22 protein-coding genes and 2 pseudogenes are annotated in these 25,976 nt (G+C 63.0%); 8 read left to right on the forward strand and 16 right to left on the reverse strand.

The annotated features are described in order from the left end of the window. Together BM222_RS32645 and BM222_RS32655 are read right to left on the reverse strand one after the other, a co-directional pair. A pseudogene (locus BM222_RS32645) lies at window positions 1-457 on the reverse strand (phosphomannomutase/phosphoglucomutase); the annotation flags it as partial. Between the two features lie 737 nt (window positions 458-1,194). Next, on the reverse strand, window positions 1,195-1,821 hold the full coding sequence (locus tag BM222_RS32655; protein ID WP_092237784.1) for a helix-turn-helix domain-containing transcriptional regulator: 627 nt from the start codon (window positions 1,819-1,821) through the stop codon (window positions 1,195-1,197). Window positions 1,822-1,923: 102 nt separating this feature from the next. Between BM222_RS32655 and BM222_RS32660 the strand changes: the two genes are divergently transcribed. Next, window positions 1,924-2,706, forward strand: coding sequence for an outer membrane protein (locus tag BM222_RS32660; protein WP_092237787.1), 783 nt, complete (start codon window positions 1,924-1,926; stop codon window positions 2,704-2,706). Window positions 2,707-3,052: 346 nt separating this feature from the next. On the opposite strand, the gene BM222_RS32665 is transcribed toward BM222_RS32660, so the two are convergent. The 5 genes and pseudogenes from BM222_RS32665 to BM222_RS32690 form a co-directional block, all read right to left on the reverse strand. Next, entirely contained in the window at window positions 3,053-3,550 is a 498-nt protein-coding gene (locus BM222_RS32665) for a hypothetical protein (protein ID WP_244547353.1), read from the reverse strand. A 119-nt stretch (window positions 3,551-3,669) separates the two neighbouring features. Beyond that, a pseudogene (locus tag BM222_RS32670) lies at window positions 3,670-4,079 on the reverse strand (YqaJ viral recombinase family protein); the annotation flags it as partial. A gap of 545 nt (window positions 4,080-4,624) precedes the next feature. After that, the gene (locus BM222_RS43515) at window positions 4,625-4,903 is read right to left on the reverse strand and encodes a DUF968 domain-containing protein (protein WP_502690975.1); all 279 of its coding nucleotides are present in this window, start codon (window positions 4,901-4,903) and stop codon (window positions 4,625-4,627) included. Further along, a complete protein-coding gene (locus tag BM222_RS32680; protein WP_349509893.1) occupies window positions 4,800-5,756 on the reverse strand; it encodes an ERF family protein in 957 nt (318 codons plus the stop codon). Before BM222_RS32680 ends, BM222_RS43515 begins: the two co-directional genes overlap by 104 nt. Window positions 5,757-6,073: 317 nt before the next feature. Beyond that, a complete protein-coding gene (locus tag BM222_RS32690) occupies window positions 6,074-6,880 on the reverse strand; it encodes a YqaJ viral recombinase family protein (protein WP_092237793.1) in 807 nt (268 codons plus the stop codon). Window positions 6,881-6,935: 55 nt separating this feature from the next. Here BM222_RS32690 and BM222_RS32695 point away from each other — a divergent pair, with 55 nt between their 5' ends. The 3 genes from BM222_RS32695 (at window position 6,936) to BM222_RS32700 (ending at window position 8,261) form a co-directional block, all read left to right on the forward strand. Beyond that, window positions 6,936-7,211, forward strand: coding sequence for a helix-turn-helix domain-containing protein (locus BM222_RS32695; protein WP_092237796.1), 276 nt, complete (start codon window positions 6,936-6,938; stop codon window positions 7,209-7,211). 248 nt (window positions 7,212-7,459) lie between these two features. Further along, window positions 7,460-7,837, forward strand: coding sequence for a hypothetical protein (locus BM222_RS40525; RefSeq protein ID WP_143106135.1), 378 nt, complete (start codon window positions 7,460-7,462; stop codon window positions 7,835-7,837). Next, on the forward strand, window positions 7,821-8,261 hold the full coding sequence (locus BM222_RS32700) for a DUF5681 domain-containing protein (RefSeq protein WP_143106136.1): 441 nt from the start codon (window positions 7,821-7,823) through the stop codon (window positions 8,259-8,261). The genes BM222_RS40525 and BM222_RS32700 overlap by 17 nt, the downstream gene beginning before the upstream one ends. Window positions 8,262-8,533: 272 nt before the next feature. Here BM222_RS32700 and BM222_RS32705 read toward each other — a convergent pair whose 3' ends face one another. Beyond that, window positions 8,534-9,757 (reverse strand): phenylacetate--CoA ligase family protein, encoded by a 1,224-nt coding sequence (locus BM222_RS32705; RefSeq protein WP_092237800.1) that lies wholly within the window; start codon window positions 9,755-9,757, stop codon window positions 8,534-8,536. Window positions 9,758-9,843: 86 nt separating this feature from the next. Between BM222_RS32705 and BM222_RS32710 the strand changes: the two genes are divergently transcribed. Next, window positions 9,844-10,995: an AGE family epimerase/isomerase gene (locus tag BM222_RS32710; protein ID WP_177243598.1), complete on the forward strand. Its 1,152-nt coding sequence runs from the start codon at window positions 9,844-9,846 to the stop codon at window positions 10,993-10,995. A 65-nt stretch (window positions 10,996-11,060) separates the two neighbouring features. Here the strand turns inward: BM222_RS32710 and BM222_RS32715 are convergent, their stop codons facing one another. The 6 genes from BM222_RS32715 to BM222_RS32740 form a co-directional block, all read right to left on the reverse strand. Beyond that, window positions 11,061-11,897: an ABC transporter ATP-binding protein gene (locus BM222_RS32715; RefSeq protein WP_092237806.1), complete on the reverse strand. Its 837-nt coding sequence runs from the start codon at window positions 11,895-11,897 to the stop codon at window positions 11,061-11,063. A gap of 145 nt (window positions 11,898-12,042) precedes the next feature. After that, the gene (locus tag BM222_RS32720; protein ID WP_092237809.1) at window positions 12,043-13,326 is read right to left on the reverse strand and encodes an ABC transporter substrate-binding protein; all 1,284 of its coding nucleotides are present in this window, start codon (window positions 13,324-13,326) and stop codon (window positions 12,043-12,045) included. 46 nt (window positions 13,327-13,372) lie between these two features. After that, window positions 13,373-14,446: a branched-chain amino acid ABC transporter permease gene (locus tag BM222_RS32725; RefSeq protein ID WP_092237812.1), complete on the reverse strand. Its 1,074-nt coding sequence runs from the start codon at window positions 14,444-14,446 to the stop codon at window positions 13,373-13,375. Window positions 14,447-14,449: 3 nt separating this feature from the next. Next, window positions 14,450-15,343 (reverse strand): branched-chain amino acid ABC transporter permease, encoded by an 894-nt coding sequence (locus tag BM222_RS32730; protein WP_092237815.1) that lies wholly within the window; start codon window positions 15,341-15,343, stop codon window positions 14,450-14,452. Window positions 15,344-15,521: 178 nt separating this feature from the next. Then, window positions 15,522-17,453 (reverse strand): long-chain fatty acid--CoA ligase, encoded by a 1,932-nt coding sequence (locus BM222_RS32735; protein WP_092237818.1) that lies wholly within the window; start codon window positions 17,451-17,453, stop codon window positions 15,522-15,524. Continuing rightward, the gene (locus tag BM222_RS32740; RefSeq protein WP_092237926.1) at window positions 17,450-18,271 is read right to left on the reverse strand and encodes an ABC transporter ATP-binding protein; all 822 of its coding nucleotides are present in this window, start codon (window positions 18,269-18,271) and stop codon (window positions 17,450-17,452) included. The genes BM222_RS32735 and BM222_RS32740 overlap by 4 nt, the downstream gene beginning before the upstream one ends. 335 nt (window positions 18,272-18,606) lie before the next feature. On the opposite strand from BM222_RS32740, the gene BM222_RS32745 reads away from it, so the two are divergent. Continuing rightward, window positions 18,607-19,281, forward strand: a complete 675-nt coding sequence (locus tag BM222_RS32745; RefSeq protein ID WP_092237821.1) for a Crp/Fnr family transcriptional regulator — start codon at window positions 18,607-18,609, stop codon at window positions 19,279-19,281. On the opposite strand, the gene BM222_RS32750 is transcribed toward BM222_RS32745, so the two are convergent. Continuing rightward, complete coding sequence (locus tag BM222_RS32750) at window positions 19,278-20,534, reverse strand: MFS transporter (RefSeq protein WP_092237823.1); 1,257 nt, start codon at window positions 20,532-20,534, stop codon at window positions 19,278-19,280. The genes BM222_RS32745 and BM222_RS32750 overlap by 4 nt on opposite strands. 284 nt (window positions 20,535-20,818) lie before the next feature. Here BM222_RS32750 and BM222_RS32755 point away from each other — a divergent pair, with 284 nt between their 5' ends. Together BM222_RS32755 and BM222_RS32760 are read left to right on the forward strand one after the other, a co-directional pair. After that, window positions 20,819-24,142: an adenylate/guanylate cyclase domain-containing protein gene (locus BM222_RS32755; protein ID WP_092237825.1), complete on the forward strand. Its 3,324-nt coding sequence runs from the start codon at window positions 20,819-20,821 to the stop codon at window positions 24,140-24,142. 21 nt (window positions 24,143-24,163) lie between these two features. Then, a complete protein-coding gene (locus BM222_RS32760; protein ID WP_092237828.1) occupies window positions 24,164-24,844 on the forward strand; it encodes a peroxiredoxin-like family protein in 681 nt (226 codons plus the stop codon). A gap of 206 nt (window positions 24,845-25,050) precedes the next feature. Here BM222_RS32760 and BM222_RS32765 read toward each other — a convergent pair whose 3' ends face one another. Further along, window positions 25,051-25,887 (reverse strand): uroporphyrinogen-III synthase, encoded by an 837-nt coding sequence (locus BM222_RS32765; RefSeq protein WP_092237831.1) that lies wholly within the window; start codon window positions 25,885-25,887, stop codon window positions 25,051-25,053. Between the last annotated feature and the right edge of the window lie 89 nt (window positions 25,888-25,976).

Consider the following 25,976-nt stretch of genomic DNA (forward strand, 5'->3'; position numbering starts at 1 on the left):
CGATCTCCTTGAGCCGCGTCATCTCGTCGGGGCCGAAGGTCAGCGGGCGATTGGCGCCCATCTTCACGCCGGTCCAGCCGTTGTCGTTGTGCGAGGCGGTCACCATCGCGACAGCAGGCACGTCGAGATCGAATTGCGCGAAATAGGCCATCGGCGTCACCGCAAGCCCGATGTCATGGACCTTGCAGCCCGCAGCCATCAGGCCGGAAATCAGCGCATATTTGATCGAGGCAGAATAGCCGCGGAAATCATGGCCGGTGACGATCTCTCGAGGGACACCGAGTTCGGCGATCAGCGCGCCCAGCCCCATGCCGAGCGCCTGGACCCCCATCAGGTTGATTTCCTTCTGGAACAGCCAGCGCGCGTCGTATTCGCGAAAGCCGGTGGGCTTCACCATCGGCTCGGATTCGAAGGCGTAGGTGTTGGGCAACAACACGGATTTCGGCTTGGGAAACATCGAGACGATCTCGTGAAGGGAAGAGAGAACGCAATCGTAAGCATGGTGGATGCGTATTCAAGGCGAATACATAAAGCCCGAAAACGCGACCCGTCTTGATTGTGCCGTGATCCGACTGCTCGGCAAAACTGGCCCCTCTGATCATACTGTTCTGATCATGTTGAGAGGGGCACTCTTGAGGGACGGGGCACCACGCCGCGAGTTCCTCTGCGCCTACAATATGGTCAATCCCTTCGTGCACCTGATGAAACCTACTCCAGTGCGGCGCGGGCATTATCATCGCTGAGTTCGCCCGCAGGTCCGGTTCTCGATCCCGCTGGTCATCCGCCTTCAATCTGGCGCTTCAGCGCCAATTGCTCTCAACAAAGGCCACCGGTATGGCGCGTGCAGCCGCTGGCTGCACTGCCAACAAGCCCCGCAGCTCCGAGGTGAGATCCCGGGGCCGCTTGTACACGCCTTCGATCAGTAGCGAGCTGGAAAACCTCGAATATGCAAGATGTTGGAGATCTTTGTGCGCGACGAGCATAACCGGAGACCCCGGAGATGACGTCGCTTGCTGGTGCCCGGTGATTACCCGAAAGAGGGAAACGGGTCGCCCAGTGCCAAGATCGCCTTAGATTGTCCAATAAATTGCGGCTAGTCTGGGCGCGCTAGTTGTCGGCCTAGGCGCAGGTTGTTGCGGAGCGCGCACAGATTGCTGCACCAATTTTCGCAATGCTACCTAGGCGATTCACGGCTCAGGTGCCGGACGCTTTTAAGGGTCGACCAAGTTTGGGTCGGGGTGGCCTCGATCTCGGTAGAAGCGGCACGACGACGAACCGAAGTTGCATTGCTTTGAAAAGCTTCAAAATACGACTGAGCTGCGGATCGACGGTGCCGCCGAAAGTCTTGTAGATCGTTCTGCGCTGAATAGCTGAGGCCCGCGCCAAAGCCGAGACATTCTGAGAAAAGGCGACCTCCCTCAATGCAAGGACTGCCTCGTTGAAGCAATTGCCGGCCAAGGCTTTGGTTAGTTGCTCGGCGAACGAATTTGATGCATCCGCTATCATCGAGCTGGGTCGGGTCAGCCCGTCAGAAGGATTTGCAGGCACGACTCCGGCCCGGACGTTCAACGCGTCGTAGAGCTTCAAGATTCGGCTGAGGTGAGGGTCGATTCGGCCACCGAAGGTTTTATAAAGGGTATCTCGCCTTAAACCGGCGTCGCGTGCTAACATCTGCACGTTTTGAGCCTGCATAACGAGGCTGAGACCCGTCCGCGCGGCATCAAGGTCGTTTTCACTCATCTTTTCAGTCAGATAGCTCGCTATTGCCGCTGGGTTGTCGCGGAATAGTTCCCCCAGAATTGCCTTGTTGCTAGTCAGCATGGCTCTTCGATTGCCCGTCACTGTGGCCCTTTGGTTACAGCATTTTGGGCTCGTCCAAGTACATTGTCCAAGACATCGACGCACTCTGCTTGGGGATTTTAGATGAAGAAGCTTTTGCTCGCTCTGACCGCGGTTGCGGCGATGACCGGTTCGGCTTCGGCGGCCGACCTTGCGGCCCGTCCCTATGTGAAGGCGCCGATGGCGGCTCCCGTCGCGAACTGGACCGGCTTCTACATCTTCGGTGGTGGCGGCGGTGGTCTCTCGAATGCCGACCAGCACGTCCAGACCACTGTCGGTGCAGTTCCGCTGACGATCGATCAGCGTCAGGGTGGCTCGGGCTGGTTCGGCACCGTCGGCCTCGGCTATGACTGGCAGTTCAGCGGCACCTGGGTTGCCGGCGTCTTCGCTGACGGTCAGTTCGGTAGCATCCGCGCCACCATCCAGGATCCGACCCTTGGGATCACCGGCCGGCAGAAGCTGGAAGACTCCTGGGCCGCTGGTGTGCGTCTCGGCTGGCTGGTCGCTCCGAACGTTCTCACCTACGTAAACGGCGGTTATTCCGGCGCCCACTTCGGCAGCACGAACTTCACCGACCTGGCTGGCGTTCCCGCGGGTATCCATCTCAATGGTTACAACCGCAACGGCTGGTTCGTTGGCGGTGGTGTCGAGAACAGCCTGAATTTCTTCGGCATCTCTTCGCCTGGCTGGTTCATGAAGACCGAGTATCGTTCGGCCTTCTATAACGCCAAGACCTCTGACGAGCTGTTCGACGGTACCAACCTCCCCGTTGGCAACAGCATCCGCGCCAACAGCTGGAACCAGACGATCTCGACCTCGCTGGTCTACCGCTTCAACTGGACGGGCCCCGTCGTCGCGAAGTACTGATTTGATCTCGCGATCAAGGATTAAAGCCCCGGCCCTGGCCGGGGTTTTTCGTTGCTCGCGTGCATTTCTCCTTAGGGGATCTGGGGAGTAGGCAAGCAAGCTACAGCATCCGGCTGGGCTGGCGCATTTCTGTACCTTGGGTTCGATCAGCGCCGCGCGCGGCCGCTCGTGGTTTTGGGCCGCTTTCCTTTCTGCTGTGTGCTCGGCGGCGCTGGCATGGCTGGTAGGGCACAGCTTTTCGTCACCGGAAACTCCGCCGCAATCAGCGGCCAAACAGAGCAGCCGCATCTTCCAGGGGCTTACCTGCTCAGGTGTCAGTCGCGTTGGCGACCTAGCTCGGTCACCTTCAGAGGCGTGATCGGCTGATCGGTCCACTTAGGAATCGCTGGTTCCTGATCTCGCGAAGCAGCAGCATGCGCTTGGTTTGTGCCGCGTTAAGCAGACCCTCGAACAGCACCAGGACCTCGCGCGCCTGCACGTAGACCTCGGTGCTGATGGCGTGTTGATCGAAGCCGTAAGCAGCAAGACGCGTCTCGATTTCGCTTGTCGCAATTGGATCAATCCGCCAGCTCAGAGCGTTTTGAAGCGTGTAGTACTCGGCCTCGTCTTGGCATTCGGATCCAATTCCAACCAAGTCGATTCGCCGTAACGCGGCCTCAATTGCCTTTTGGCGATAGATATCAAGCAGTTTGTGGCGCAGCAGCCGATAGCGTTGGATCTCCCACGACGATTCGGCGACGTCGATGGCGAGCAGCCATTCGATCGCGGATCGTGGCGCGAGGTCGGCAAAGATCTGTGCCGCAGCGCCTTGTGAGTGCTGGACGCTCTTGCCCGGCAGCAGCAAGGGCGGCGCGCTAATGCTTGAGCTCGTCCGGCAGCGCGGTCGCGGTGACCTGGTGCGAGGGTGGAATGGCCTGTTCATCACGGCGAGGCCGCCGGACCAAGATGTGCGCGCCGTGCCGCGCCGCTCTCCACGCAGCGCCAGAATTTCTTCTTTGCGGTCAGCAGCAGGTGTTGATAGAGCGGGTCGGCATGCAAAGTGAGTTCGATCCATTTGCCGCCGCCGGTGATGATCGAGAGCACGGCCGACCGCGCCGCGACCACCCACATGTTGTGCTGGCCGCCACCTCTTCGCTGCAGGCCCAGGGCAGCATGAATTTGGTTTCGAACACCGCGCCGGTCAGCGCGACGATGCCATCCAGCGTTGCTGCCATCCAGGAATGACGGGATGAGGCACGCGCTTCTGAATGTCGATGATCGCTTGGCCAGTGCTGCCTTGGTACCAGCTTCGGTTGAGGTCTTCGGCCGATGGTGCCGAGTTGGACAATCAGATTGCGGGACAGATCTTGCGGGGCGATTTCGCCGCGGCTCTGCAGCACATCGATGGTCGACCGCTTCACCGGCGAACGGAGGACGGCGCAGATCTTCGTCGCCATGCTCGGCGCCTCGAGCTTCACCTACGTGGAGGCGACGTGGACGCAGGGCTCGCCGACTGGATCAGCGCCCATGTTGGGCCTTCGCGGCGAGCGGGCCTCGTCCCGGCGCCGCTGGTCCCGACAATACCAAGGTCGCAGTCATCAAGGCGAGCTTGTACGACCCGCAAATCAAGGGCACCTATGTGGAGATGGCGGCGCATTACGGCGCGGCGCAAACCGCGCGACAAGGCCAACGTCGAGCAAGCCGTCCTCGTCGTCGCGGTACACCCGGACTACTTCGTCGGAATCCGCACCCTTCAATCGCCTTTTGGCGACAAGTCCCGAGCAATCGGTGCCGCAACATGCGGTAGCGCTGGATTGCGTAACATAGCTCGGCGACATGGATCGCGCGCAGCCACTCCATGGCACACTGTGGCGCGCGATCCGCGAAGATCGCCTGCCGGAGTGCCGGGCCATTCATCGGGCAGCCTGCGAACCCAGATTTACGGCAAGCGGCTCGGTGTAGCGGCCCCGGCGGGATCGTGGACTGGGCTTGCTGCCCATAGCTCCTGCGCGACGGACAATGGCGCGATTTGCAGGTTCGCCCACCACGCCCGCTCGTTGCCGTGCCGATGCAGCTCTTCGTGATGCGCGCGGCACAACGGCACGGCAAACTCATCACTGACCTTGCGGCCGAGTGCACGGGGCTGTGCGAATTTCAGATGATGGGCATCGCACGGGGTGTGCTGGCACACGAGGCAGGGCTGTTGGCCGACAAACAACAGATGCGCTTTGCTGCGCTTGCGGGGCGCCTCTTTGGGACGGGCGACCCCTGGCCTCAGGTGCAGACGGCAGCGGCTTCGCCTCGAGGCCCTCGGCACCTGGCGAAAGCGGCTCCGGCCACATTCCATGCACTGGCTCCGAGGTGGGTGCTTCCCCGACTAGATCGGTCGTCGGACCGGTAGCTTCCTCGGTTTTGCTGCGATAGGCGGCCTCAACGATTCGGGCGTCCGGCTCCAGAAGGATGTTCTTGAGCGGAATGGTCGCCATGGCCCAGGCCAGCAGATCCTGCTCGGGGGACAGGTCCGCCAGTTCGCGCAACAGCTGCTCGCGAAGCTGAACAGACTGCGGCGGCCCCAAAACGGGCCGCCGGTTGCGGATGCCCTTGCCGGGCTTTGGTTTGGTGCTCAGAGGCGTTCGCGCCTCTGCGCTCGGCGGGGCGTCGAGGTCATCCTCGCCGGCAATCCCGACCAGCGTGAACAGCGCGTAGCGTCGGGCGTAGGTCAGCGCCGCGCCCATTCGATGTGGGGCGGCGGTTTCCGCGGCCGGGCACACCGGCCAGTCAGAAGCAATCCATTCGCCCGAGGCGTGGAGCAGGGTGGTTGTCAGCTTGATCAGCCCGCTCTCCGATTCAATTGCGGTAGCCTGGATGGTTGCGATCTCGTATTTGGTGAGGCACTTGCGCACGACCTCTAGTCCGCTGGCGAGCGAGGCATAGCGGAAGCTGCGGCTCTCTTCGCCGGGGAACCGCGATACGATCGTTGCAGTCAATAGCTTTTCCGGGTTTTCAAGCTCGGCCTGCGCCTTGGCGAACGCCCCGGCGATTTGGCTGATGGTCTCGCTGGATCGCTGCATCGCGGTCTCCACTCGAGGTTATCGGTCATCAAATTAACTTGGATCCCCAGGACGAGTCCGATGACGACCAGTTGGTGCTCCAAATGACCGATCAAGGTAAGAAGGACGTGGTCCTGCGAGCAGCTCGATTTAAAGCTGCGCAGTTTGGCCCAGAGTTCACCGAACAACTCGAAAGCCGCTTGGTAAGACTCTGGTGGATCGCGGGACGGATCGAGATGGACAAATTCAAGGGGCGACTGCATCGGCAGACCACCAGGGACGGTGAGAAATGGAGCTGGTCGCAAGCTGCGGCCTTTGACGCAGAGCTCAGCGACCGCTTAGGTTGCGCCGACCACTTCGAAGCTGATCGCGCCCGCCTTGGAACGCTTTGCGCGCAAGCCGTTGCCGCTCGCCTCCTTGGCGTCTTCTGGCACCAGCGCCTTTAGCTCGGTTTTCGCCCGTTCGTGCTCCACCGCCGCGGCACGGGTTTTGCGATAGATCGCGGCAAATTCCGCCCAAGCATTCGAGCCTGTCATGTCGACCACCCGCACTGCCGCCAGTCGCGGTCGCGGCGCTTCGATGCCAAACAGCTGGGGTGCCTCGCCGGTTTGCACGCAGCGCCAAAACTTCTTCTCTGCGGTGAGCAGAAGATGCTGGTACAGCGGATCGGCATGGATCTTGATCTCCACCCATTTGCCACCACCGGTGATGATCGACAGCACCGCGGCGCGGGCGGCGACGACCCACATGTTATGCTGCAGTTGTGCCATGTGCTTTTCCGCCGCCGCTTCCTCGGAAAAATTCCAAGGCAGCATGAATTTGGATTCAAAGACGTCACCGGTTTGGTGTACTCGGCCATCCAAGGTCGCGCCCATCCACCGATGGACCGGGTGTAGCACCCTTCGCTGAATGTGCTCGACCGCATTCCCGCTTTGGCGTTCGTACCAGGCGCGGTTAAGGGGCTCGGTCGCGGTGCCGAGCTGGACGAGCAAATCGCCCGAAAAGTCCTCTGGCTCGCACTCGCCGCGTTTTAACGCCCAGAGCCGCAGCAGCGCCCCAGCCTCGTCGCCCATAATAACCCGAGCATCGGAGCCGCCGATAAACGCGCGCCGCGTAGCGATTGCATTGGCAAAGTCAGGGATCATTGCAATTCTCCTTATTCGATTCGGAAGTATTGGAACGATACTAAAAGTATCAATCATGGTCCAATCAAAGTCAATACTAAAAGTATCAATCCGCCAGATCAAAGCCGCTCGCGCGCTATTGGGCTGGTCCCAAGACGACTTGGCGAGAGCCGCTGAATTGTCGGTTCCAACTATCAAGCGGCTCGAGGCATCGGATGGATTGCTGGGGGGGCGTGATCAAACCGTTCAGAAGATCGTAACCGCAGTTGTGTCTGCCGGGGTCGACTTCCTATCGGAGAATGGAAGTGGACAAGGCGTACGGCTCCGCAAACCGAGCAGGCCGACGAACTAAAGCACGTCAAGCGAGCCGACTTTATCGAGCGGCAATCGTCAGCGGGCTAGGTAACGATTCGCTAACGAGTTTCAGACAAGCTCTGGCCCACTAGCTGGGCCATCGTCTCCGAGCGCCACCGGGTATTGGTGTGGGCCCGCTAGGAGGAGGAGTTCAGGCGGCGTTTCCCTGATTTTGAAGCGGAGCAAAGATGTCTGTGTACTCAGGCGTCGATGTTGATGTTCGCTCTAACAAAAGAAAGGGGCTGCATGAGCAACCAATTGAAAATCGTCTATGGTGACTTCGATCAACCGATCTTGGACGGCAGGAGCGCGCCGCGAATTTACGGTGGGCGCCAAATTCATCGGATCTTCGACCGCCTCATTTCGGATCCCGATTTCAACGCGCCAATATTCACCGATCCTCGCGCAGAAGAGACGCACTCCCTTCCGTTTCTGGGCAAGGAGACGTCGTTGCTTGCTGCGGAAACGGGAGGCGTTGGTGCAGCGAGATCTCGTGCCTCGTGGACATCGGTCTCATCATCTCGCGTTTGGCAAGCGTTCAGTGCCGGCTTCGCGGCGCACATTCTGGCGGGAGAATGTTCTGATCGCCATGTGGAGGCTGCACATCATGTCCGGGGACAATGACGGCGGGAATGACTACAAGGTTGGATATCGGCGACCGCCCCGGCATGGGCAATTCAAAAAAGGGCAGTCGGGTAATCCGAGCGGCGGTCGCAAGCCCAGGAAACCCATCGCCGACAGCAGGCCCATCAAAACAATCGCCGACGTACTATACGAAGAGCTCCAACAGGAGGTCACGGTGCGCGAGAACGGAAAAAAATACAAAATTACGAAGATGGAAGCTCTGGTGAAGGGAGCCGTGAACCAGGCGATGAAAGGAGATATACGGCCCCTCAAGCTTGTGCAGGGAATCGAGCCTGTGCTTGATTCATCCCTCAAAGCGACTGACGCTAGGGATCGGGAGCGTGCCGATGCACGGGAGCGAGTCACGGAAAAGTTGGAAGCGCTTTCGCGTCGGCTGCAGATGCGAGCATCGGGGAACGACTAACTCATTCAAGAAACTGATTGGCCGCCCAAATGGGACAAGTGCAGCGGGTCGCCAGAAGGCAAGTTTCGGCAGCTGCAAGCACGGCAACTGGCGCTAGTCGCGCTGAATTCCCTGCCCGATCGTAACGAATTCCCAGAGCAATTTTGAGGCTACCTGCTGGGAATCCTTATTTTGCAGGCGCTTCTGCCGCTGTTCGCCGCTAGAAAGGACTTACATTAGCGGTTTTTCCCTGCAAAATTCCCTGCTCGCAGGGAATTGGGATTTGAGAGGTCTCAGCGCTCGTCCGCGATCATCTTGCCGTCGTTCGGCAGCGCGCCCGGGCTGACCAGCTCGACGCCGCCGCCGAGCTTCGTCACCGCGCGCAAGGTGCCGGCAATTTCCTCCCGCAGAGCATCGCTTGTCTCGGCGCATTCCGCCTTCAGCGTCATCGCGTCGGCCTCGCCCTGGCGGACGACGACGAGCCGCAGCCGCCCGAGCGCGGGATGGCGCTTGCCAATCTCGGCCACTTGCTCGGGGCGGATGAACATGCCCTTGACCTTGGTGGTCTGGTCGGCGCGGCCCATCCAGCCCTTGATGCGCATATTGGTCCGGCCGCATTTGCTTGGGCCCGGCAGCTCTGCGGTGAGGTCGCCTAGCGCCAGCCGGATCCAGGGATGGTGCGGATCGAGCGAGGTCACCACGATCTCGCCGACGTCGCCCGGCGTCACGGGATCACCGGTGCCGGGCTTGACGATCTCCATGATCAGGTCCTCGTTCACGACCATGCCGTCGCGCGCCGCGGTCTCGAACGCGACAAGGCCGAGATCGGCGGTGCCGAAGGCCTGGTAGGCGTCGATGCCGCGCGCCTTGATCTCGGCCTGGAGCGAGGGCGGGAAGGCCGCGCCCGAGACCAGCGCGCGCTTGATCGAGGAAACGTCGCGGCCCGCGGTGGCTGCTGCGTCGAGCAGGATCTTCAGGAAGTCGGGCGTGCCGCTGTAGCCGACCGGACGATAGGCCTCGATCAGCTCGAATTGCTGCTCGGTGTTGCCCGGACCGGCGGGGATCACGGCGCAGCCGAGCGCGCGTGCCGACGAGTCAAAAATGAACCCACCGGGGGTGAGGTGGTAGCTGAAGGTGTTGAGCACGATGTCCTCCGGGCGGAACCCGGCCGCGAACAGCGCCCGTGCGCCGCGCCAGGGATCGGCCTGCCGTCCCTCCGGCTCGAAGATCGGCCCCGGTGAGGTGAATAGGCGGGCGAACGACCCCGTCGCCGCCGCCACGAAGCCGCCGAAGGGCTGGGAGGCCTTGTGCCGGGCGGGCAGTTCCGACTTGCGCAGCACCGGCAGGGCCGCCAGCGCGGCCCTCGAGGTCACCGAGGCGGGATCGATGCCCTTGAGCCGCTCGGCATAGGCAGGCGCGGCCATGGCGCCGCGCAGCACGTCCGGCAGGCGGGCGAACAGGTCGGCCTCGCGCGCCGCATGATCGCGCGTCTCGATGGCGTCGTAATAGGCGGTCATGGCGGGTCTTTCCGGGTTGGCATCCGTTGCGTGCCGCCGCCTGCATGGGTATCAGACGGCCTTTGGCAGGGCGTGGAGAGGACACGATGGCGGACGAAAGCATCATTCCAGCGGACGAGACGGCTGAGGTCGTCGCGCGCCTGAAGCGCCGCATGATCGAGGATGCGATCCCGCTGTGGTCGACCGTCGGCTGGGACCAGGCGACAGGCGGCTTCATCGACCGGCTGCACCGCGATGGGACGGCCGACGTGGCTGCGCCCCGGCGCGTGTTCGTGCAGGCGCGGCAAATCTATTGCTACGCCAAGGCGGCGCAGTTGGGCTGGTATCCGCAAGGTCGCGCCATTGCGCTGAAGGGGCTCGAGCACATGCTGGCCAAAGCGAAGGCGCCGGACGGCAAGCCCGGCTATGTGCACCGGCTGACGCCTGATGGCGCCGTGCTGGATGCGCGGCGCGACGCCTACGACCATGCGTTCATCCTGTTTGCGCTCGCCACCGTCTACTCGCTCGACCAGGACGCACAAATCCGCGCCGAGATCGATGCGCTGCTCGCCTTTCTCGACGGCCATCTGCGCTCGCCCCATGGCGGCGTCCATGAAGGCCTGCCGCTGTCGCTGCCGCGCCGGCAGAACCCGCAGATGCATTTGTTCGAGGCGATGATCGCGTGTTTCGACGCGACCCACGATCTGTCGTTCCAGAATCGCGCCGGCGAGTTCTTCGCGCTGTTCCTCGCCAATCTCTACGACAAGCGGACATGTGCGCTCGGGGAGTATTTCGAGGAGGATTGGTCGAAAATCGAGCCTGTCAGCGTCGAGGCCGGCCACCAGGCGGAATGGGTCTGGCTGCTGAAGGGATTTGAACGCATCACGGGCTGTCCGACCGCCCAGCGGCGCGCCGAGCTGCTTGCGACCGCGCAGCGCTATCGCGACGCGGCCACCGGCTGTCTCGTCGACGAGGGCGACGACGCCGGCAACATCCGCCGCTCGACGCGCCGGCTGTGGCCGCAGACCGAGATCGCGAAGGCCTGGATGGCGCAGGCCGAGTCCGGCGAGGCGGGTGCGGCTGAGCAAGCGCGTGCGGCGCTGGTGCGGCTCGAACGGCATTACCTCAGCCATCCCGTGCGAGGCGGCTGGTACGACCAGTTCGACAGCGACGGCACATCTCTGATCGACACCATTCCTGCGTCCTCCTTCTATCATGTTCTCTGCGCCGTCGCGGAAGCGGAGCAGGTGCTTGAATAGGACGCTTGTGTTTTGACGCGTTTTCTTCACGCGAACCGGTTGCCACTTCGCTTGAAAGCGCTTTGTCAAAGCCACCTTTTGCGCCGCTTGAAACTCTTGAGGTTCTTGAAGCTCTTGCGCTGGTCGCCGGCGCCGCCGAGGTAGAACTCCTTGACGTCCTCGTTGTCGCGCAGCTCGTCGGCGCTGCCGTCGAGCACGACCTTGCCCTGCTCCATGATGTAGCCGTGGCTCGCCACCGACAGCGCGGCGCGCGCGTTCTGCTCGACCAGCAGGATGGTGACGCCGAGGTCGCGGTTGATCTTCTGGATGATTGCGAACACCTCTTTCACCAGCAGCGGCGACAGGCCCATCGACGGCTCGTCCATCAGGATCATCTTCGGACGCGCCATCAGTGCCCGACCGATCGCGAGCATTTGTTGCTCGCCACCCGAGAGATAGCCGGCGAGGCCCGTGCGCTCCTTCAGGCGCGGGAAATAGTTGAAGACCATGTCGAGATCGGCGTCGATCTCGCGATCGTTGCGGGTGAAAGCGCCGAGCTTGAGATTTTCTAGCGACGTCATGTCGGCGACGATGCGCCGACCCTCCATCACCTGGAAGATGCCGCGGCGGACGATCTTGTCGGGATCGATTCCGGCGATCGGCTCGCCCTGAAACAGGATCTCGCCGCGGGTGACCTCGCCGTCCTCGGTCTTGAGCAGCCCCGAGATCGCCTTCAGCGTCGTCGACTTGCCGGCACCGTTGGCGCCCAGCAGCGCCACGATCGCGCCCTTGGGCACGTCGAGGCTGAGACCGCGCAGCACCAGGATGACGTCGTCATAGACGACCTCGATGTTGCGCACGGCGAGGAGGGGAGCGGGGGCCACAGCGGGGGACGGGCGAACAGCTTCTGCGGTCTGGGTCATGCGTCGTCATTCTCCGCCGTCATCGCCCGGCTTGACCGGGCGATCCAGTATTCCAGAGACGCCTGAGATTCACGGAGAAGCCGCGGCGTGCTGGATCCCCCGCCTTCGCGGGGGATGACATTTGTGGGTATGGACAAAGCCGCGCTCACCAGCCTAGCAGTTCAGGCTTGCGCGGCAGCTCGACGGTCTTGACCTTCTCGAGCTTGATCGTGCCCTTGGCCATGAGGTCGTTGAGATCGCCATCGGTCGCGCCTGTGATGCTGGTGCGATAGAGATCGACCTTCAGCGTGCCGCGATGGTCCTTGTCGGTCCAGGTCGAGGGATTGCAGACGCCTTCCATGCCTGCCGGGACCCAGTCCTTCTTCTGGTAAAAGCCCTTCGCGACGTTGTCGCCGGTGGCGCCGCCGTTCTTGGCGGCCCAGTCGAGCGCCTCCTTCATGTACAGCGCCGAGCAGACGGCGGCGATGTAATGGACCGGACGATAAACCTTGCCTGACGGGTCGGACATTTTGGAGATCTCCATCACCGTCTTCATGCCGGGCGCATCGCCGCCCCAGCTCACCGCGGTGCGCAGCGGGAAGATCACGCCGTTGGCGGCATCTCCGGCCGTCTTGGCGGCGTTCTCGTCCATGCCCCAGACATTGCCGAGGAACTGGATCTCGACGCCGGCGGTCTTGCACGCCTTCATCACCGAGATGTTGGAGGCCGCAGTGTTGCCGAGATAGGCGTAGTTGGCGCCCGAGGATTTCAGGCTCAGGCACTGTGCGCTGTAGTCACCCGGCGCCAGCGCGAACACCAGCGGCGGCAGCACCTCGAAGCCGAGCTCCTGCGCCATGGCTTCGCCGGCCGCCTTCGGCGCGTTCGGGTAGGGGTGATTGGCGCCCATGTGCACGAATTTCGGCTTGCCTGGTTTTCCCCTGGCCTTCCAGTCCTCGGCCGCCCAGATCAGCATCGCGCGGAGCGAATCCGAATAGCTCGGGCCGTAGAAGAAATTGTAAGGAGCGGGCTTGGCCTTGCCGCTGGTGCCTTCGGGGTCGGTGAGAGCGGCGGCGTAGGAGCCGGAGAGGTCTGGAATCTTGTCCTGGGCGAGGAAGCCGGTCAGCGCTTCGGTGTCCGCGGTGCCCCAGCCCATGATCGCGGCGACCTTGCTGTCCGGCGCCGACCACTTCTTGTAGAGCGCGATCGCCTTCGGCACCTGGTAGCCGTAATCGTTGGTGTCGACGGTGAGCTGCTTGCCGGCGACGCCGCCGTTCTTGTTGACCCAGGCGAAGGTGTCGGCGACGGCCTGGCCATAGGGCGTGCCGACGTCGGAGGTGCCGCCGGAGTAATCGGCGAGATGGCCGATCGCGATCTGCGCCTGTGCGCCGGCCGAGAAAGCCGCGATCACCAGCGCGAGCGATGCGGTGCTCAAAAGGGATTTTGTCTTCATTGGTCGCCTCCTCCTGTTTATTCGTTGGTTAGAGCGTTGCCCGAGCTCAATGCGAGAACGGGTAGAGTTTCCAGTATGCCTTGATCTGCCGCCAGCGATGCGCGAGGCCGTCGGGCTCGAACATCAGGAACACGATGATGATCACACCGATCGCGATCTCGCGCAGGAAGGTGATGTTGTTGTTGAGTGACAGCGCCTTGTCGATCGCTCCGCCCTTCAGATAAAGGCTGATCAGCTCCATCGTCTCGGGCAGAAGCACCACGAAGGCGGTGCCCATCAGCGTGCCCATGATCGATCCGGTGCCTCCGATGATGATCATGGCCAGGAACAGGATCGAGCGCTCGATGCCGAAACCCTCCTGCGACACCACGAGCTGGTAGTGCGCATAGAGCGCGCCGGCGATGCCGGCGAAAAAAGCGGCGAGGCCGAACGACAGGGTGCGGTATTTGGTGAGGTTGATGCCCATGATCTCGGCGGAGAGATAATGGTCGCGTATCGCCACCAGCGCGCGGCCGTCGCGCGTTCGCATCAGATTGGTGACGAGGACGTAGCTTGCCAGCACATAGGCCAGCACTACGTAGAAATATTGCCGGTCGCCGCGCAATGTGTAGCCGAAGATCGAGAACGGCTCGGCGCTTGCCGGCACGGAGCCGCCCGAAAACCACTCGGCGCGAGAGAAGAAGTCGAGCAGGATGTATTGCGCCGCAAGCGTCGCGATGACGAGATAGAGGCCCTTCAGCCGCGCCGCCGGAATGCCGAAGATCAGTCCCACCAGCGCGGTGACCACGCCGGCGACTGGGATCGCGAAGAACACCGGGACCGGCGCATTGTTGGATATATAGGCGGACGTGAACGCGCCGAGCAGGAAGAAGGCCGCGTGCCCGATCGAGATCTGCCCGGTGAATCCGACCAGGATGTTCAGCCCCAGCGCGGCGATCGAGAAGATGCCGATCTGGATCAGCATGCTGAGCCAGTATCCGCCGAGGAATTGCGGTACGAGGCAGAGCAGCAGCACGCCGGCAATCGCAAAGTTGCGGCTGGTCTTGGTCGGGAAGATCGTGGTGTCGGCCGCGTAGGAGGTGCGGAAATCACCAGCGGGGATGAGGGCAGGGCCGGCCATGGATCAGATCCGCTCGATGTCGTGGGTGCCGAACAGGCCGTAGGGCTTGATCATCAGCACGATGATGAGGACGTAGAACGGCGCGATCTCGTAGAGATTGCCCCAGTGCAGGTATTGGCTGTCGACATATTGCGCGACGTTCTCGAGCAGGCCGATGATGATGCCGCCGAGCACGGCGCCGCCGACCGAATCGAGTCCGCCGAGAATTGCCGCGGGAAACACCTTGATGCCGTAGGCGGCAAGGCCCGAGGATACGCCGTTGACCACGGCGACGACGACACCTGCGACCGCCGACACGGTCGCCGAGATCGCCCAGGCCATCGCGAACACGCTCTTCACGGAAATGCCGAGTGACTGCGCCACCTGCTGGTTGAACGCGGTGGCGCGCATCGCAAGGCCATACTTCGAGGCACGGAAGAACCAGGCCATGCCGATCATCATTGCGACCGACACGACCAGGCTCATGACGTAAACGGTCTGGATCTGAAGCCCGAACAGGCCGACCGACTGGCTCTCGAACACGCGCGGGAACGGCTGAGGGTTGACGCCGAACATCCATTTCAGCGTGGCCTGCAGCACGGTGGAGAGGCCGATCGTCACCATGATGACAGAGATGATGGGCTCGCCGATCATCGGCCTGAGGATCAGGACCTGGATCGCGATGCCGAACACGAACATGAACACCAGCGTCATCGGCATGCCGATCCAGAACGGCACCTGGTACTTCGCGAGCAAGGCCCAGCACACCCAGGCGCCGACCAGCAGCAACTCACCTTGCGCGAAATTGACGACCTGCGTCGCCTTGTAGATCAGCACGAACGACATCGCGACCACGCCGTAGAGCGTGCCGACCACGAGGCCGTTGACCAGGAGCTGGATGAGGAAGGCGGTGTTCATGTATGGTTTCCTGATGCACCCGTAGGGTCATTGCGAGCGGAGCGAAGCAATCCAGCATCTTTCCGCGGAGACGGTCTGGATTGCTTCGCTCCGCTCGCAATGACGGAGTGCGTATGAGATACGGCTGCCGCAGGCGGGGAGAGGCGAAGGGCAGCGTCATCCGCGACGAATACCTGGATCACTCCGCAGCCTCCGCGATGGCGCCATGCCCACCCAGATCTACCACGCGCAGCGTCGTGCGCACCCGTTGCGTGGTGCCGTCCTGGAAGCGGATCACGGTGTCGACGGGGATGGCGGCGGCGCCCCGGTAGATGGCGTCGATGATTTCAGCGTACTTCTCGTTGATGACGCCGCGGCGCACTTTTCGCGTGCGGGTGAGCTCGCCGTCGTCGGCATCCAACTCCTTGTAGAGCAGCAGGAAGCGCGAGATGCGCTGGGCCGGCGGCAGCGTGGCGTTGACGGTCTCGACTTCTTTCCGGAGCAGCGCGTAGACCTCGGGCCGCGAGGCGAGATCGCTGTAGGTCGTGAACGAGAGCCGGTTCTTCTCCGCCCATTTCGAGATGATGGAGTAGCGGATGCAGATCATCGCCGCGAGCGCGTCGCGGCCCGCGCCGAGAACCACGGCTTCGGCGATATAGGGCGAGAATTTCAGCTTGTTCTCGATGAATTGCGGCGAGAAGCGTTCGCCGCGCGAGGTCTCGGCGAGATCCTTGATGCGGTCGATGACGACGAGCTGGCGGTCGGCGTTGAAATAGCCGGCGTCGCCCGACAGCATCCAGCCGTCCCTGATATCGGCGACGCTCGCCTCCGGGTTCTTGTAATAGCCGAGGAACATGTTGGGGTGTCGCACCACGATCTCGCCGACGCCGTGGACGTCGGCATTGTCGATGCGGATCTCGACGCTGTCGGCCATCGGCACGCCTGTCGTATCAGGATCGACCTTGCCCTCGGGATGCAGCGTGTAGGCGCCCAACAGCTCCGTCTGGCCATAGAGTGTGCGCAGCGGCACGCCCATGGCCTGAAAGAACTTGAAGGTGTCAGGCCCGAGCGCCGCACCGCCGGTGGCGGCCGATCGCAGCCGGGTGAAGCCGAGACGGTCGCGCAACGCGCGGAACAGGATCGCATCGGCAAAGCCGGAGCGCTTGCCTTGGTCGAGTGCAGCAAGCCCCGACTTCATGCCGACGTCGAACAGGCGCTGCTTCAATGGCGTTGCGTCCATCACCTTGGCGCGGACGTCGGCGGCGATCGATTCCCAGACGCGTGGGGCAAAGAGCACGAAGGTCGGCGCGATCTCGCGCAGATCGTTCATCATCGTGTCGGGCTCTTCGACGAAGTTGATCTTCATCCGGCAGAGCAGGCCTTTGCCCAGGACGTAGACCTGCTCCATGATCCACGGCAGCGGCAGCACCGAGACGTACTCGTCATCAGGACCTTTGGGGTCGAAAGCGAGGTAGGTCGCGCAATGGCCGAGCACGCGGCCGGCGGCGAGCATCGCAAGCTTTGGATGCGAGGTGGTGCCCGACGTGGTGCAGAGGATCGCGACGTCCTCGCCCTTGGTTGCGTCGACGAGGCGGTCGTAGAGCTCCCCCTCGCGGGCGGCGCGGGCGCGGCCGAGCGCGGCGAGTGTCTCCGCCGACATCAGTCTGGGGTCGTCATATTTCCGCATGCCGCGCGGATCGGAATAGACGATCTGCTTGAGCTTCGGCACGCGCCCGGCCAGCGCCAGCAGCTTATCGACCTGCTCCTCGTCCTCGGCGAAGACGAGCTGGGCTTCGCCGTAATTGAGCAGATAGGAGGCCTCTTCGTCCAGCACGTCGCGATAGAGCCCGAGGCTCAGTCCGCCGATCGCATGGCTGGCGATTTCCGCAGCGACCCAGTCGGGCCTGTTGTCGCCGATGATGCCGATGACGTCGCCGCGACCGAGGCCGAGCTCGATCAGGCCGAGCGCGAAATCGCGCACACGGGTCTGGTAATCATTCCATGTGAAGGGACGCCAGAGGCCGAGGTCCTTTTCGCGCAGCGCGATCTCGTTGCCATGCTCTTTGGCATTGAGCCGGAGCATCTTCGGATAGGTGTCGGCCCGGGCGACGCGGGCAGCGTAATCCATCATGCGGCGCTCTCCTGCACCGAGGGCGCATCATCAGGATCGACCAGCGCCTCGTCCTCCTCGCCGAGATAAGCGCGTCGGACGTGGGGATCGGCGAGCACGGCGGCGGGATCGCCATCGGCGATCTTGCGGCCAAAATCCAGCACCATGACGCGGTGGGAGATGTCCATCACCACGCCCATGTCGTGCTCGATCATGACGACCGTCATGCCGAACTCCTCGTTGAGGTCGACGATGTAGCGGGCCATGTCCTCCTTCTCTTCGAAATTCATGCCGGCCATCGGCTCGTCGAGGAGAATGAGGCGCGGCTCCAGCGCCATGGCGCGGGCGAGTTCGACACGCTTGCGCAGGCCGTAGGACAGGGTGCCGGCTTGCGCTTTGCGCACCGACTGGAGATCGAGGAAGTCGATGATCTCCTCGACCTTGCGGCGGTGCACGAGTTCTTCCTTGCGTGCGCCGGTGAGCCAGTACAGCGAGCCGGTGAGGAAGTTGTTCTTCAGCAGGTGATGGCGGCCCACCATGATGTTGTCGAGCACGCTCATATGGTGGAACAGCGCCAGGTTCTGGAAGGTGCGGCCGATGCCGAGCTTGGGACGCGCATTCGGCGTCAGGCCCGTGATGTCCCGGCCCTGATAGAACAGCTGGCCTTCGGTCGGCTTGTAGCGGCCGGAAATACAGTTGACGATCGAGGTCTTGCCGGCACCGTTAGGGCCGATGATCGAGAACAGCTCGCCCTCGTTGATGGCGAAGCTGACGTCGGTCAGCGCGCGAACGCCGCCGAATCGCAAGGACACGCCGCGCACTTCGAGACTGGTAGCCACCAAGCAAATCCCTCCGGTGATGGCGCGTTCAGCGGCGCTCTTCGTCCGTTGCTCCCGGGCGATCCTAGTACGGCCGTGCCGCTGAGGCCATGCAGCACATGGTCCCGGCCGGAGCCGCGCCACTTTTGTCCCCGTTTGGGATCAAAAGCCGCATCACCCGAGATGGCTCTCAATAGGGGAAAGCGCTATTTTGAAATGTCTCCGGCCTGACAATTCTGCGACAAAGTTTTTTCGGGCGGCCGCGGCCCATCTTTCGTCCGATGGTGGCCGGGGGCGATCATGCTGCAATGCAATAATGGATGGAGTGACGAAACGGTGCGGCTGGCCTCTCGATCATGATTTCAGAGGATCAACTGAAGCGCGTCGCCGCCTGGTCGCGCGAACTGACGCCGGCGGAGATCGAGGTGGCCCGCGCCGGCATGACGGAGCGATCCTACGGCACCGGCGAGACCGTGTTCATGCGCGGCGATAAATTCGACTATTGGGCCGGTATGGTGAGCGGCTTGGCCCGCATGGGCGGCGTTTCACGAGACGGCAAGGAGACCAGCCTTGCGGGGCTGACGGCGGGCGCCTGGTTCGGCGAGGGGAGCGTGCTCAAGAACGAGCCGCGCCGCTACGACGTGGTCGCGCTGCGCGTCAGCCGTGTCGCCCTGATGGAGCGCCCCGCCTTCATGTGGCTGTTCGAGAACAGCGTCGGCTTCAACCGCTTCCTGGTGCGCCAGCTCAACGAGCGGCTCGGCCAGTTCATCGGCATGCTCGAGGTCAACCGCACGCTCGATGCGACCTCGCGGCTTGCCCGGAGCATCGCCTCGCTGTTCAATCCGATCCTCTATCCGGACTCGACCGCACATCTGGAGATCACCCAGGAGGAGATCGGGGCGCTCTCCGGCATGTCCAGGCAGAACGCCAACCGGGCGCTGAACCGGCTGGAGAAGGAGGGGCTGCTGCGGCTGGAGTACGGCGGCGTCACCATCCTCAATGTCGAGCGGCTGCGCGGATATGGCGACTAGCGCGCGTTGGCGGGGGCGTGCACCGGCCACAGGTCGGCGCGCCAGCGCACGGCGATGGTCAGCATTGCGATGAAGCCGGCGGCGGCGTAGAGCGATCCCGTCGCGGAATAGCCGATGATGTCGATCAGGCTGCCGGCCGCGAGCAATCCGATCGGCAGGCCGTAGATCACCATCATCCGCACCCCCATCACACGACCGCGCAGATGCGCGCTGGCCGTCCGCATCAGTATCACGGCGGCAGAAATCATCGAGATGCTCTGGGCGATGCCCGCAAGCACGAGGCAAGCCATGGCGACCGGCATGGTCCTGATTTCGACGAACACCAGCAGCAGCGTGTACCAGGCCAGCGTGGCGCCGATCAGGAGCCGGGCGATGCGCAGGCCGCTGACCAGACTGAGCGTGACGGAGCCAATCAGCGAACCCAAGGCGAAGCTCGCCGAGAGATAGCCGAGACCGGTCTGGTCGGTATGAAAGATGTCGCGTGCGATGTAGGGCAGCAATCCATTCGTCAGCGGAAACGCGGTGAGATTGACAAGGAAGGCGACGCAAAGCGCGGCCAGCATGGCCGGCCCGTTCCAGGAATAGACGATGCCTTCCTTGAGATCGCGCAGCAGCCGCGAGCCCGAATGGCTCTTGACCGCGCGATGCTCGGCGGGCTTCGCCGGTCGGGCCAGACACAGCATCAAGATCGCGGCGACGAAATACAGGCAGGCGATCACCATATAGACTTTGCCCATGCCGAAAGTCGCGAACAGTCCGGCTCCCGTGAGCGCCCCGGCGATGCGCGCGCTGTCCTGGGTCGTGCGTGACAGGCTGATCGCACCGACCAGCAACTCGGCCGGCATGATGTCGGCGAGAAGAGCGCTGCGAAGGCCGAGATCCGAGGAGCGGATCAGGCCCATGATCGTCACGATGATCATCACCTTGAGCGGCGCCAGGTGACCGGTCAGCGCCAGCACCATGATGGTCGAGGCGAGCACCGTATAGGCGAGGCGCAGCACGACGAGAAGATCGCGGTGCCCCATGCGATCGCCGACCATCCCGAGCACCGGAGCGATCAGCGTCCCGATATATTGCAGCGACGCGAGAATTGTGAGCAGCAGCACCGAGCCGGTCTGGACCAGGATGTACCAACCGAGCACCAGAGTCTCGATCTCGAACGCCCAGGAGGTGAGCAGGTCCGAGGGCCATTGGAAACGGTAATTGCGGATGCGGAACGGCGCGAGCGCGGAAGGTCTCGTGGGTATGCTCAAGATGCGTTGACGGGTTTCACGACGACTCCCGGCCCTTATTCTTTATTCTTCTGTTCGGCAGCGTAGCGGTGATGGTGCTCGTGTCAATTGACGCTGTCGCATGCCGATATGCGGCGGCTTGCGTGCGGGTCGGCGCGCCGCGGCCGTCCATGAGTCGTCAGTGCACCCGCAGCATTGCTGCCCGCCGAGCCCGGGTCGGGGAGGGGTTACGCCGGACGCGCGCTTGCTCTTCTGGCGCCTCAAGCCCATGCTGATCCGGTCTCGGGCCACGAAAGGTCTTGGGCATGGCGTGCGCGGGTTGCGGTTCTGAGGTTCAGAGCGGCTTTGCCTTCTGCCCAAAGTGCGGCACGAAGCAGCCGAAGGCATGTCCCGGCTGCGGCTATGACTGCGCACCGGATTTCGCGTATTGCCCGAAATGTGGCGCCCTCGTCAGCGAGGCCCTTCAATCGGGGGGCGGGGGCCACGCGGGGGCGAACCGGCCGATAGCGCCGATCAGGGCGTCCTCACCGCCGCTGGTGCGGGCAACAGACCCTCAACAGCTATTTCGACCGCAGCCGGACCGGATCGACAGCGAAGCCAATCGCCGCACCATCACCGTGCTGTTTGCCGACCTTAGCGGCTTCACTGCGATGAGCGAACGCCTCGACCCCGAGGTCATGCAGACGCTTCAGAACGAATTGTTCGCGGAGCTGACGGCGGCCGTGCAAGACTTTGGCGGCTTCGTGGACAAGTTCATCGGCGATGCGCTGTTGGCGCTGTTCGGTGCGCCGGCCGCGCACGAGGACGATCCGGAGCGGGCGGTCCGGGCTGCCATCGACATGATCAAACGGACCGAGCGGCTCAGCGAACGGGTGAGGGCGTTCGCCGGTTCACCGCTGTTGCTTCATGTCGGTATCAATACCGGACACGTGGTTGCGGGTGGATTGGGTGTTGGCGTTGCCAAATCCTACTCGGTGACCGGGGACACCGTGAATACCGCTCAGCGATTACAGTCGATGGCGCCGCCGGACCAGGTGCTGGTCGGGCCGTTGACCTATCGTCTGACCCGGCATGCATTTGCGTATGAATCGCTCGGCGAGGTCTCGCTCAAGGGCAAGATGGGCAGCGTCCTCGTGCATCGTCTCAAGGGGCTGCTCGAGATGCCGCGCGCGGCACGAGGCCTGGACATGCTGGGTCTCAGTGCGCCCTTGATCGGCCGCGATGCCGAGCTTGCGCGCGTGATCGGCAGCCTCGATCGCGCCTGCGGCGGGGCGGCGCAACTGGTGCGGTTGGTCGGCGAAGCGGGCATCGGCAAAACGCGCCTCGTGAACGAGTTCGTCGCCCGTATTCGCGACGAAGAGCGCTTCGAGGCTGTGGCGATCCGGCAGGCCGTCTGCTCGCCGCTCGGCGAGCAGTCCTACGGTACCCTCGCAGCCGTGCTCCGCAGCGCCTACGGCATCGCGCAGAAGGCCAGCGCCGCCGAGGCTGAGGCGAGGCTGGCCGAAGCGCTGTCCGAGCTTGGCCTTGCGCCTGCGGAAGCAGAGCGATTGATGCCGCTCTATGTCCATGTTCTCGGTCTCGGTGGTGCCGACATCGTATTGCAGCATGTCGAGCCCGAACAGCTCCGGCGGCAGATATTCTTCGCGATCCGGACCGTCTTCGAGCGGCGTCTGGCGTTGTCGCCGCTTCTGATCATTGTCGAGGATCTGCACTGGGCCGATGCCGTGTCGCTCGAAGCGCTCCGGTTCCTGATGGACCGGTTGGAGCGCACGCGGCTGATGCTGTTGTTTACGCATCGGCCAATGCCGGAGCTGGATCAGTTCAGTTCGGGCCGGATCAGCCAAACAACCATCCGATTGCCTCCGCTCGGTGATGCCGACGGACAAAAGCTACTCGCGGCTTTTTTCAGTCACGGTTGGCGGGAGCCGCCGGGAAATCTGTTTGGTCGCATCCTGGAGCGCGCGAGCGGCAATCCGCTTTTCCTCGAGGAGATCATCCGCGGTCTTATCGAAGCCGGCGCGCTGGAACGCGAGGGTTCGCAGTGGCGGATCAAGTCGGATGAAGCCGCCGCCGATATTCCGGCGAGCATTCAGGCACTGTTATTGGCGCGGCTCGATCGGCTGCCGCATGAGGTGCGCCGGCTGGCGCAGGAGGCTGCGGTGATCGGCCCGCGCTTCGATGTGACTCTGCTCGACGCAGTAGCGACAGGGCAGGCGAAGGTCGAAATGGGAGTAGAGCTTCTGTGCGACGCCGAGATTGTCGAGGAAGTCGCGGGCGCCAATTCGATTTCGCTGCGGTGCTACCGTTTCACGCAGACCATGCTTCAGGACGTGATCTATCAAAACCTGTTGTTGCAGCGGCGGATCGAGCTTCATGGACGCATTGGTGCCGCGCTGGAGCAGCTCTACGGCGACGAACCCGAGCGGCTCGAAGACCTCATTCTGCTCGGACATCACTTCAGCCTCAGCGCGCGCAAGGCAAAAGGCGCGCGTTATTTGCGCGCTGCCGGCGATCGAGCACGTGCAACCTACGCCAATGACGATGCCATCCGTCTCTACCAACAGGCCTTGTCAGTGCTGTTGAGCAACGGCGAATGCGATCCGGAGCGGGTTGTCCTGTACGAGCGGATCGCGGATCTCTGTGGCGCGACCGGTCGTCGCAGCACGGCCGAGGAGCACTACCAGCGGGCGCTGGAAGGGAACCGCGCTGCAGCGGATCGCATCGGCGAAGCCCGCATTCTTCGCAAGCTTGGCCGGCTGCTGTGGGACGCCGGCAAGCGGATCAAGGCAGAGTCGCATTACGCCGAGGCGGCTGAACGGCTTGGCGGAACAGAAGCGCCCATCGAATGGGCACACCTGTCCCAAGAGCGCGGCCGTCTCGCCTTTCGTATGGGCGATCATGTGGCCGCCGCGAGATGGGCGGACGAGGCGCTTGGCTACGCTCGATCCGCGCCTGCGGCCGCGGACGAACAGGGTGGACTCGAGGCGGCGCGCGCCGTTGCCGAGGCCCTCAACACCAAGGCGGTTGCGCTGGCGCGGCTTGGGCGACACCAGGATGCGGTGCGCGAGGTGGAGCAAAGTGTCGCAGCAGCCGAGGCCGCCGGCCTTCTCAACGTGGCCTGCCGCGGCTACACCAATCTCGCGGTGCTCTACACGATTGTCGACCCGGCGCAGGCCATGAAGGTTTGTCGGCGCGGGCTCGATGTCGCGCATCGCATTGGCGATCTCGGGTTCCAGGCGCGCCTTCTTGCCAATTTTGCCGTCGCCTGTTGCACTTTTACGGATAAGTGCACCGATGAAGGTGTGCCGGCTGCCGAAAAGGCGATCGAGATCGACCGGGCGCTCGATCAACGCGAGCATCTTCCCGTACCTCTGATCGTACTCGGGCAAATCCATCAGTGCCATTTCCGGCCCGATCAGGCTGCCCGCTGCTACAATGAAGCGATCGAGGTCGCGAGCGAAACCGGCGAGCCGCAGCAGCTCTTTCCATGCTATGATGGTCTTGCGACACTGAACCTTGATCGCGGCGACATGCCCGAAGCCGAGCGCTATTTCGCGCTGGCCGATGATGTCTGCACCAGGCACGGGCTTGATCCCGCCGGACTGATTGTACTGCCATTTCTAGACTAGGTCATGTGAGGGAGTTCAGCAATGTCAGAACGTCGTTTCGATGGACCGCTTCAACCGGGCGATCGCGCACCCAACATCGTGCTGGACGCAATTACGCGCGAAGGAAAAATCGCGCTTGATGATTTCCGCGGGCAAAGTCCGATATTGGTCGGCCTGTTTCGAGGCCTGCATTGCCCGTTCTGCCGCCGCCATATCGCGGCACAGGCGCAGCTTGACACGGCCTTGCGCGACAAGGGCGTTGAAAGTCTCACTGTGGTCAATACGCCGATCGAGCGCGCGCGGCTCTACTTCAGATATCATCCATTGCCCAATCTGCTCGCTGCGTCCGATCCCGAGCGGGTGTCGCACCGAACGTTCGGACTGCCCAATCTCGAGTTTACCGAGAGCGAGACTGAATGGCCGCGCAAGGTGGGCATGAACGTCGTGATGGGCATGCGGATGGAGCTGCCGGGCGAATTGCCGGAGCCGATGAATCCGGTTGCGGCGTCTGACGTCCTCAACAACAAGGACGGCTACGAAATAACGGAGGCTGATCAGCGCATGCTGGCGACCGGCCACGGCCAGCTGTTCGGCCAGTTCCTGCTCGATCGGGAAGGAGTCGTGCGCTGGACCTTTACCGAGGTACCCGAAGGCGGCCAGCGCATGTTCGGGATGCCGAACCCGCAGGAATTGATGTCGGCTGCTTCGCAGGTGGCAGGCTAGGCGTCGCCTGGTTGGCGCGCTGCCCTTGGCTACAGAAGGCTCGAGCCTTTTCGCTTGAGCTGAGCCGCCGTTGTCCCGACCAGGACTGCAGATGTCGAATGTCCCAGCGATCTCCTTGCCGGGCACGCAATCGCGCTGTTCGATGCGCCTCTCCGCGGCGTTGAAGGAAACGCCAGCGTGTATCGCGTCACGCGCCGGTAGGGCACTTACGTCCCTTCGACCTGCTTCTTCGCGAGCGCGGCCGCCATCGCCGAGATCAACGGGCGCATGAAGTAGTGGTCTTCCACCGGCGAGACGTCCGTGCGCAGGCCGTGCGCGGCGAGCTCGCCCGAAACTGCGGGTCCCACCGACGCGACCAGCGTCCGCTCGAAGCCGGTGCGCAACTTCGCCTCGCTGCCACCCCCCTTCGCGGCATCGATCAGGCGGCGGACCTGGCCGAGATTGGTCAGAGCGATGCAATCGATCCGTCCCTCCGCCATCTCGTCGATGGCCGTGATGATGTTGGCGTCCGCAGCCTTGGAGTCATAGGCATAAGGCAACACGGTATCGACTTCTGCACCTTGCGCGGCGATCGCGCCGGTCAGCGCGCTGTGGTCCTTGTCGGGATAAAGCTGCAGGCCGAGCCGACGCCCGTTGAGATCGAGCTTGCCCAGCATCTCGATCACGCCTTCGGTGGTCGGCTTCTCCGTGGTCTGCTGCGCATCGAGACCGACTTCGCGCAGCGCCTTTCCAGGTTTCGGGCCGCGGGTGAATTTTCGCGACTTGGCGAGCGCCGCGATCAAGGCCTGGTCGAGGGCGCGGGCGCGCGCGAGCTTCATGATCCGCCGCAGGCCTTCGCCGGTCATCAGCACGAGGTCGTCGAATGGCTTATCGATGGCGCGGCGAATCCAGGCTTCGACCGGAGCCGGGTCCGGCGCATCCCGGATGGTGAACATCGGACATTGCACGACCTCGGCGCCTTGCTCGGCCAGGAGCTTTGAGAACTGCGCCTCCTCTCGGCTTTCCAGGATCAGGATGCGGGTGCCGTTCAAACGGTCGGCCATGGGCGTGCTCCGGTCAGTCAAACAAATTGCAATCGTCGATTCATCCTGACTCCGTCTTCGGGATTGGCGCAAGGGTCGCCCCGGTGCTA

Origin of the sequence: Bradyrhizobium sp. Gha (assembly GCF_900113735.1) — a bacterium.
Classification (GTDB): Bacteria; Pseudomonadota; Alphaproteobacteria; order Rhizobiales; family Xanthobacteraceae; genus Bradyrhizobium.